General features: G+C 69.5%; 9 protein-coding genes. 4 read left to right on the top strand and 5 right to left on the bottom strand.

Features of this window, described 5'->3' with window-relative positions:
- From purD to purH, 4 genes are all read right to left on the bottom strand, one after another.
- Nucleotides 1-1,304 (bottom strand): phosphoribosylamine--glycine ligase (gene purD / locus PKE44_RS11515; protein WP_324551242.1); only part of this gene is annotated, 1,304 nt, incomplete at its 3' end.
- On the bottom strand, nt 1,301-1,975 hold the full coding sequence (locus PKE44_RS11510) for a DUF3226 domain-containing protein (protein ID WP_324551240.1): 675 nt from the start codon (nt 1,973-1,975) through the stop codon (nt 1,301-1,303). The genes purD and PKE44_RS11510, both read right to left, overlap by 4 nt.
- A complete protein-coding gene (locus tag PKE44_RS11505) occupies nt 1,976-3,079 on the bottom strand; it encodes an AAA family ATPase (protein ID WP_324551238.1) in 1,104 nt (367 codons plus the stop codon).
- A 63-nt stretch (nt 3,080-3,142) separates the two neighbouring features.
- A complete protein-coding gene (gene purH, locus PKE44_RS11500; protein ID WP_324551236.1) occupies nt 3,143-4,714 on the bottom strand; it encodes a bifunctional phosphoribosylaminoimidazolecarboxamide formyltransferase/IMP cyclohydrolase in 1,572 nt (523 codons plus the stop codon).
- 180 nt (nt 4,715-4,894) lie between these two features.
- On the opposite strand from purH, the gene PKE44_RS11495 reads away from it, so the two are divergent.
- The 3 genes from PKE44_RS11495 (at nt 4,895) to PKE44_RS11485 (ending at nt 6,544) form a co-directional block, all read left to right on the top strand.
- Nucleotides 4,895-5,848, top strand: coding sequence for a prenyltransferase (locus PKE44_RS11495; RefSeq protein ID WP_324551234.1), 954 nt, complete (start codon nt 4,895-4,897; stop codon nt 5,846-5,848).
- Between the two features lie 96 nt (nt 5,849-5,944).
- On the top strand, nt 5,945-6,295 hold the full coding sequence (locus PKE44_RS11490) for a GFA family protein (protein WP_324551232.1): 351 nt from the start codon (nt 5,945-5,947) through the stop codon (nt 6,293-6,295).
- Nucleotides 6,296-6,307: 12 nt separating this feature from the next.
- The gene (locus PKE44_RS11485) at nt 6,308-6,544 is read left to right on the top strand and encodes a hypothetical protein (protein WP_324551230.1); all 237 of its coding nucleotides are present in this window, start codon (nt 6,308-6,310) and stop codon (nt 6,542-6,544) included.
- Between the two features lie 15 nt (nt 6,545-6,559).
- Here PKE44_RS11485 and PKE44_RS11480 read toward each other — a convergent pair whose 3' ends face one another.
- Nucleotides 6,560-7,165: a tetratricopeptide repeat protein gene (locus PKE44_RS11480; RefSeq protein WP_324551229.1), complete on the bottom strand. Its 606-nt coding sequence runs from the start codon at nt 7,163-7,165 to the stop codon at nt 6,560-6,562.
- A gap of 191 nt (nt 7,166-7,356) precedes the next feature.
- On the opposite strand from PKE44_RS11480, the gene PKE44_RS11475 reads away from it, so the two are divergent.
- On the top strand, nt 7,357-8,354 hold a 998-nt coding region (locus PKE44_RS11475; protein ID WP_324551227.1), incomplete at its 3' end, for a serine/threonine-protein kinase.

Raw genomic sequence — 8,354 nt, 5'->3', positions numbered from 1 at the left:
TTCCTCCCGCCCCCCTTCTTGCGCTCCCGCGCGATCGCCCGCCAGCCGATGTCGGTGCGGTAGTAGACGCCGTCCCAGTACACGCGCTTGGCGAGGTTGTAGGCGGCGGTCTGGGCGTCGGCGACCGTGTCGCCGAGGGCGGTTGCGCACAGCACGCGGCCGCCGCTCGTGACTGCCCGGCCGTCGTCGGCGAGTGTCGTGCCGGCGTGGAAGAACTTGGCGTCCTCGATTTCGGACTCGGGCAGGCCGAGGATCGCATCGCCCTTGCGGTAGGCGTCCGGGTAGCCGCCGGCGGCCATGACCACGCCGACCGCCGGGCGCGGGTCCCATTCGGTGTCGACTTCGTGGAGCTGCCCGGCCAGCGCGGTTTCGCAGAGGTCGACGAGGTCGGAGCGCAGCCGCATCAGGATCGGCTGCGTTTCCGGATCGCCGAAGCGGCAGTTGTATTCGAGCACCTTCGGCGTGCCGTCGGCGGCGATCATCAGGCCGGCGTACAGGAAGCCGGTGTACGGATGGCCTTCGGCGGCCATGCCGCGCACGGTCGGCAGGATGACCTCGCTCATCGCCCGGTCGAACACCGCCGGCGTCACCACCGGGGCCGGCGAGTACGCGCCCATGCCGCCGGTGTTCGGCCCCTGGTCGCCGTTGTCGCGCGCCTTGTGGTCCTGGCTGGTGGCCATCGGCAGCACGTGCTCGCCGTCGACCATGACGATGAAGCTCGCTTCCTCGCCGCTCAGGAATTCCTCGATGACCACGCGGCTGCCGGCGCTGCCGAAGGCGTTGCCGGCGAGCATGTCGTGCACGGCGGCCTCGGCGACTTCAAGCGTCTGCGCGACGATCACGCCCTTGCCGGCGGCGAGCCCGTCGGCCTTGACGACGATCGGCGCGCCGCGCTCGCGCAGGTACGCAAGTGCCGGTTCGAGTTCGGTGAACACGCCGTAGGCGGCGGTCGGGATGTTGTGGCGGGCGAGGAAGTCCTTCGTGAACGCCTTCGAGCCTTCGAGCTGGGCGGCGCCCTGCGTCGGGCCGAAGCACTTGAGGCCGGCGGCCCGGAAGGCATCGACGATGCCGAGCACCAGCGGTGCTTCGGGGCCGACGATGGTGAGGCCGGCGTGGTTGTCGCGCGCGAAGGCCAGCAGCCCGGCCACGTCGTCGGCCGCGACCGGCACGTTCGTGCACTTGGCCTCGTGTGCGGTGCCGGCGTTGCCGGGCGCGACGAACACGTTCTTGACGCGACCGCTCTGCGCGACCTTCCAGGCCAGCGCGTGCTCGCGGCCACCGCCGCCGATGATCAGGACGTTCATGCGTTGAAGAGCCTCTTGAGCCAGTCGGTGAAGGAAAGGGCGATGGGAGTATGCGGACGCAGCGCGTGGCTGGTGATCGACTGGCCGAGCGGCTTGCCCGGTTCGTCCTGCCACGCGAGCCAGGTATGGATGACGGCCTTGCTGTGATGCACGTCGCGAAACGGTGCCCAGGGCTGGCCGCGCACGCCGGCCACGGTATCGCGGGCGGCGGCGATGCCGTCCGGGTGTGCCAGATGCAGCAGGAAGTCTTCGAGCATGCCGGGACTGGCGTTGTCGGGCATCAGCCAGATGCCGAGCGCTGGCAATACGTCCGTGCCCGGAACAATCGTGCCCTCTGCATCCGGAGCAGGCGGCAGAGAGTAATGGCGGCGGATTTCCGGCTTGCTGCGGATGGCGTCCCACCGTGCTGCCGTGCCGGCCTCATCGGCATCGACGACGATGCCGACAGCGGTTCTTGGTTCGGCGTCGGAGATCAGGAAGTCCAGCTTGGCAAGCGCCTTCGAAACGCTGTCGCAGACGAAGAATGAAAACAGCCCGTCGGCCAGGTCGTGCGCTTCGCAGAGGGCGATGATCGAATGTGCATCATCCTGACCTTCGACCAGCAGTATCTTCGTGGCATCTCCCTGGCGCAGCCAGTTCCTTTTGCTCCGCTCGTCTTGCCAGCGCGTCATTCAGCGCACCTCGCTGTCGGTTTCGAGCGAACCGGACAGCGTTTCCAGTTCATACGTGTGAATCGTGGCCTTTCTGGTTTTTGGATGCTGCTGCAGGCGGTGAAAGGCACCGGCATCTTCGTGCCCGCTCCAGACCGATGCAAACGCCGAAACCGTATCTTCACTGTGGGTCGTCGCAAATACCTGCACGTCCAGGTCTTCGGCAAAGGTGAACAGCGACTGCCACAGCGCCTGCTGTACCGACCAGTGCAGGCCGATCTCGATTTCGTCGATCAGCAGGAATCCGTTGCGGGCTGCAGTCACGGCCAGCAGCAGGCCGAACAGCCGGCGTACGCCGTCACCCAGCGAATTGACCGTGGTGATGCCGCCGTCGGCGAGTCGCACCCGGATGAGGTATTCCCCGAGGTCCGGATCGTAGTTGACCGTCACATCGAGGATTTCCGGGAAGACCGCCGTCAGGGCCGCAACCACCCGACGCTGCAGCGGCTGCAGCGCAAGTGCATTCCAGTAACGCCCGATATCGTCGCCGGACAGCCCGGTGGCGGACACCTGCACGATCGCCGGTCCGCCGGAGGTGCCCAGATGGCTGACGGCTTCGGCGAGGTCGAGATCGAGGGGCAGCAGGGGCCGTGGTGATTCATTGCCGTCCGCAAGGCGATGAATCTGCAGGAAACGGCGATTGGCCGCGCCGATCACGGGCTGCGGGCCGAGATATTCGGGGCGATGGCGATCATTGTCCGCGTAATACGCGGCATCGACGCGCAGGTCGATGCGGTTTTTCCCGGCATCCGCCTGCAGCCGGATCGAAGTGTGTTCGAGGCTGCGACCGAAAAACAGGTTTGAAACCGGATGCGGGTCGCTGTTGCGGGCCGGCGCCAGACGTTCCGGGCGCGAGGAAGTCAGCGGCGCCTGATATTCGCTGCGCCGCTCCAGGATGCCGAAGACCACCTGCGGACTGAAACCGCTGACCAGCAGTTCAATGGCTTCCAGCAGGCAGCTCTTGCCCGAATTGTTCTTGCCGACGATCAGATTCACCCGCCCGAGCCGCTCGATCGTCAGATCCTCGAACAGCCGGAAATTCCGGATCGTCAGCGAATCGAGCATCGGAGCGGTCCTCGTCGGGGCGGCGTCGCGGCCTAGCCTATGCCGCGACGCCCCGGCCGGTCATCAGTGCCGGAAGTGGCGCATGCCGGTGAACACCATGGCCATGCCGTGCTCGTCGGCGGCGGCGATGACTTCGGCGTCGCGCATCGAGCCGCCGGGCTGGATCACGGCGCGGATGCCGGCCTTCGCGGCCGCATCGAGGCCGTCGCGGAACGGGAAGAAGGCGTCGGAGGCCATCACCGAGCCGGCGACCGGCAGGCCGGCGTGCTCGGCCTTGATCGCGGCGATGCGCGCGCTGTTGATGCGGCTCATCTGGCCGGCACCGACGCCGATCGTGGCGTTGTCCTTGCCGTAGACGATGGCATTGGACTTCACGAACTTCGCGACCCGCCACGTGAACAGCAGATCCTGCATCTCGGCGTCGCTCGGTGCGCGCTGCGTGACGATCTTCAGCTCGCCGTGCAGTTCGAGGTCGGCATCCTGCACCAGCAGGCCGCCGGTCACGCGCTTGTAGTCGAGGCGCGGCACGGCCGTGACCGTCCACGCGCCGCAGTCGAGCACGCGCACGTTCTGCTTCGCCTGCGTGACCGCCAGCGCTTCGGCGGACACGGCCGGCGCGATGATGACCTCGACGAACTGGCGGCCGACGATGGCCTGCGCGGTCGCGGCGTCGAGTTCGCGGTTGAAGGCGATGATGCCGCCGAACGCCGATTCGGGGTCGGTCGCATAGGCGCGTTCGTAGGCTTCGAGGATCGTCGCACCGACCGCGACGCCGCAGGGGTTGGCGTGCTTGACGATCACGCAGGCCGGCGCGTCGAACTGCTTCACGCATTCGAGCGCGGCATCGGTGTCGGCGATGTTGTTGTACGAGAGTTCCTTGCCCTGCAGCTGGCGCGCCGAGCTGATCGAACCCGGCTCGGGGTGGTGGCCGACATAGAAGGCAGCGTGCTGGTGCGGGTTCTCGCCGTAGCGCATCTCCTGCGCCTTGCGGAACTGCACGTTGAAGGTGCGCGGCAAGCCTTCGGGGCGGCCGTGCTCGATCATCGCGCCGAGGTAGTTGGCGATCATGCCGTCGTAGCGCGCGGTGTGCTCGAAGGTCTTGACCGCGAGGTCGAAGCGCAGCGCGTGGCCGATCGCGCCGTCCTGGGTCTTGAGTTCATCGAGCACGCGGCCGTAGTCGGCGGCATCGACGACGACGGTGACGCCGGCGTGGTTCTTGGCCGCCGAGCGCAGCATGGTCGGGCCGCCGATGTCGATGTTCTCGATCGCGTCCTCCAGCGTGCAGCCGGGTTTCGCGACCGTCTGCGCGAACGGGTAGAGGTTGACGACCACCATGTCGATCGGCGGGATGCCGTGCTCGGCCATCACGTCCTCATCGACGCCGCGCCGGCCGAGCAGGCCGCCGTGCACCTTCGGGTGCAGCGTCTTGACGCGGCCGTCCATCATCTCCGGGAAGCCGGTGTAGTCGGAGACCTCGACCACCGGCACGCCGGATTCGGCGAGCAGCTTCGCGGTGCCGCCGGTGGAGAGGATTTCGACGCCGAAACCGGCGAGTTCGCGGGCGAAGTCGACGATACCGGTCTTGTCGGAGACGCTGACGAGGGCGCGGCGGATGCGGATGGGCTGATCGGTCATGAGGGCGTAAGCCGGCGGCTGTGAAAAAAGGCGCGCAGTATAGCGATCCTGACGCGGAAGGGTCTGATCCGGCGTGCAAATGCCGGAAACCAGCGGGAAACCGCGGTGTACGCCCCCATGAACCGGCACCGGGCTCCCGTACACTGGCGCGTTCCGCCCCCGCCTCCCGGATGCCCCCCGATGCCGCCCGTTCCCGCCGAACCCCGTGCCGACGCCGGCACGCCGCTCGCGCTGCGCTGCCTGCAGGCGGTGCGCCTGCCGTTCCTGACGGTGACGCTGTTTGCGTACCTGATCGGCCTCGGCACCGCCGTGCGCGACGGCCATGCCCTGCCCGCAGCCAGTCTGGCCGGGCTGCTGCTGGCCCTGATCTGCCACGCCGCCGTCAACGTCATCAACGACTGGGCCGATGCGCGCAACGGCAGCGATGCCGCCAACACCGAGCGCATCTATCCGTTCACCGGCGGTTCGCGCGTGATCCAGAACGGCGTGCTCGGCGAGCGCGCGATGCTCGTGCTGGCGCTCGCGCTGTTCGCGCTGACCATCGCCGGCGGCCTGCTGCTGCTCGTGCGCGGCGCACCGGCGCTGTTCGGCATCGGCTTCCTCGGCGTCGTGCTCGGCTGGGGCTATTCGGCGCGGCCGCTGGCGCTGAATGCGCACGGGCTCGGCGAGCCGGCCGTCGCGCTCTGCTACGCGCTGGTCGCGGCCGGGGCCGACTGCGTCGTGCGCGGCGGTTTCGTCTGGAGCGCGCTGCTCGCCGGCAGCGGCTTCGCGCTGGCGGTGACCGCGATCCTGTACGTGAACCAGTTCCCGGACCGGCGCGCCGATGCGCTCGCCGGCAAGCACCACTGGGTCGTGCGCCTCGGGCCGGTGCGGGCGGCGGCGCTGTTTCCGGCGCTGATCGGCGCGGTCTACGCGCTGCAGTGCCTCGCCGTCGCCAGTGGTGCGCTGCCGTGGCCGGCGCTCGCGGTGTTCGTGCTGGCACCGCTGTGGCGCCAGGTCGCACGCGCGCTGGCCGAGCACGCCGAAACCCCGTCGCAGCTGGCTCCGGCGATCCGCACGACCATCCTCGCCACCAATCTCTACGGGGCGCTGACCGCCGCGGCGCTGTGGATCGGCGCCCTCGGCGCGCCCTGAGGCCGGCGCTTCGCAAAGCCCCGCATCCTCCCGCCCGCGCCGTGCGGTCTATGGTCTGACACGGCGCAAGTCCGCGCTGCCGACGGAGACCGGACGATGAGCACCTACCACGGCCAGTGCCACTGCGGCCGCATCGCCTGGGAGGTCGACGGCGACATCACGCGCGTCGTCGAATGCAACTGCTCGCTGTGCCGCCGGCGCGGCCACCTGCTGTGGTTCGTCGCGCGCAGCGACGTGCGGCTGCTGACGCCGGAAGCCGACATTGCCACCTACACCTTCGGCTCCGCGACCGTGCGCCACCAGTTCTGCGCGCACTGCGGCTGCGGCACCTTCGGCGCGGCCACCGATCCGGCCGGCGTCGAGCGCCTGGCGATCAACGTGCGCTGTCTGGACGGCGTCGACCTCGATGCCCTCGAAGTCGCGCACTACGACGGCGCCTCGGTCTGAGGAGCAATCGCGATGACGGCAACGGTGCAGGAAACGGGCACGGAAACGACGACGGCACGCCTGAGCCTCGAACTCGATGCCGACACGCTGGCGCGCGCGCAGGCCGCCGCTGCAGCGGCCGGGCTGCCGCTGGACGTGTGGCTGCAGGGCTTCGTCCGCGACCGGCTGGCCGAAGCCTGTCCGGCGCCGGATACCGCCTGGCGCGACCTGCCGGAGCCCGGAGCCGGCCCGGAGGGCGGGGCCGGCTGAGGGCAGGGGGCGGGCTTACTTCTTCTTCGGCGGGGCTGCCGGCGCCGGTGCGCCGCCGCCCTGCTGCGCGCGCATCTGCTTCAGTTCGGCGAGCAGGCGCTTGGCGTTGTCGTCGTTCTTGTCGGCGGCGAGCTTCAGCCAGCGTTCGGCTTCCTTCCAGTCCTGACGCACGCCGACGCCCTTGCCGTACATGAAGCCGAGCTGCGTCATCGCCGGCGGCCAGCCCTTGTCGGCGGCGGCGCGCGTCAGCCGTGCGGCTTCGGCCGGGTCCTGCGTGACGCCGCCCTGACCGGTCAGGTAGGCGACGGCGAGATTGGTCTGCGCCGGCGGGAAGCCCTGGTCGGACGCCTTGCGGAACCACTGCGTGGCCTGCGTCAGATCGGCCGGCACGCCGGCCTCGCCGCGCGCATAGACCAGACCGAGCCGCGTCTGCGCGGCCGGATTGCCCTTGTCGGCCTCGGCGCGCAGCGCCTTGAGCTGTTCGGCGACTTCGGGCTTGACCTCGGCGGCCGGGGCCGACGTGCTGCTGCCCGAACCGCCGGACGACGAGAACGTGCTGCAGCCGGCGAGGGCGACGGCGAGCAGGGCGACGCGCGGGGCGTTCAGCAGGAAGTTCTTCAAGGGGAATCTCCTCGGGAGGACGTGAGCGCGACCGGCGAAGTCGCCGGGCGCAAGGGTGGCGGCATTATCCGCACCGTCGCCGTCCGGGCAAATGCGCCGGCATGCCGGCTGGCGTGCTGCGGTTACGGCACCGATAATCCGGCCTCGCCGCAAATCTGCGGCCCTGTGCAGGCCGGGGGGCAGCAAACCGGATGGACATCGAAATTCCGGGCTATGACATCGAGGGCGAGCTCGGCGCCGGCGCGATGGCCGCCGTCTATCTCGCCACCCAGCGCTCGCTGGACCGGCGTGTCGCGCTGAAGGTCATGGCACCGACCCTCGCGGTCGACGAAGAGTTCTGCAAGCGCTTCCTGCGCGAGGGCAAAACGCTCGCGAAGCTGCAGCATCCGCACATCGTCGCGATCTACGACATCGGCAACGATGGCAGCCGCTACTACATGGCGATGGAGTACGTCGACGGCGGCACGCTGAAGGAGCGCATCGGCCGCGAAGGCCTGCCGCCCGAGCAGGCGCTGGCCGTCATGCGCGAGATCGCCGGGGCGCTTGGCTACGCCCATGCGCGCGGCCTCGTGCACCGCGATGTGAAGCCCGCCAACATCCTGTACCGCGCCGACGGCACCGCCGTGCTGTCGGACTTCGGCATCGCCAAGACCTTCGACGACGGCACGCAGCTCACCTCGGCCGGCTTCACGGTCGGCACGCCGAACTACATGAGTCCCGAGCAGGCGCGCGGCGCCCACCTCGACGGCCGCTCCGACCTCTATTCGCTCGGCGTGATGTTCTACGAGCTGCTGACCGGCGCGCTGCCGTATCGCGGCACCGACAGCTTCTCGACGGCGCTGATGCACCTGAGCGCGCCGATCCCGACGCTGCCGCCGGCGCTCGCGCGCTTCCAGCCGCTGCTCGATCGGATGCTCGCCAAGGCGCCCGAGGACCGCTTCCCGAACGCCGCGGCGCTGCTCGCCTTCGATATCGATGCCGCCTGGGCCGAACGCCAGCAGCAGGAGCAGGGCGGCACCGTCGCGCTCACCGCCGTGCCCTCCGGGCCGGCCGGTTCCGCCGGCACCACGACTGGTACTGCAGCGGCCGCTGCCGGCACGCAGGTTGCCGCCGGCGCGCAGATTGCCGCCGGCACGCAGGTTGCCGGCGCCACGGCGGTCGCCGGTGCGCCCGGCACGGCCGTGTACGG

Source organism: Plasticicumulans sp. (assembly GCF_035331805.1).
GTDB lineage: Bacteria > Pseudomonadota > Gammaproteobacteria > Competibacterales > Competibacteraceae > Plasticicumulans.
This window is presented reverse-complemented; position numbering and strand designations above follow the sequence as displayed.

Coding starts and splice junctions, on each gene's coding strand:
- PKE44_RS11505 (WP_324551238.1), bottom strand. CDS start 3,079: ATGCTCGATTCGCTGACGATCCGGAATTTCCGGCTGTTCGAGGATCTG.
- PKE44_RS11490 (WP_324551232.1), top strand. CDS start 5,945: ATGAGCACCTACCACGGCCAGTGCCACTGCGGCCGCATCGCCTGGGAG.
- purH (WP_324551236.1), bottom strand. CDS start 4,714: ATGACCGATCAGCCCATCCGCATCCGCCGCGCCCTCGTCAGCGTCTCC.
- PKE44_RS11510 (WP_324551240.1), bottom strand. CDS start 1,975: ATGACGCGCTGGCAAGACGAGCGGAGCAAAAGGAACTGGCTGCGCCAG.
- PKE44_RS11495 (WP_324551234.1), top strand. CDS start 4,895: ATGCCGCCCGTTCCCGCCGAACCCCGTGCCGACGCCGGCACGCCGCTC.
- PKE44_RS11485 (WP_324551230.1), top strand. CDS start 6,308: ATGACGGCAACGGTGCAGGAAACGGGCACGGAAACGACGACGGCACGC.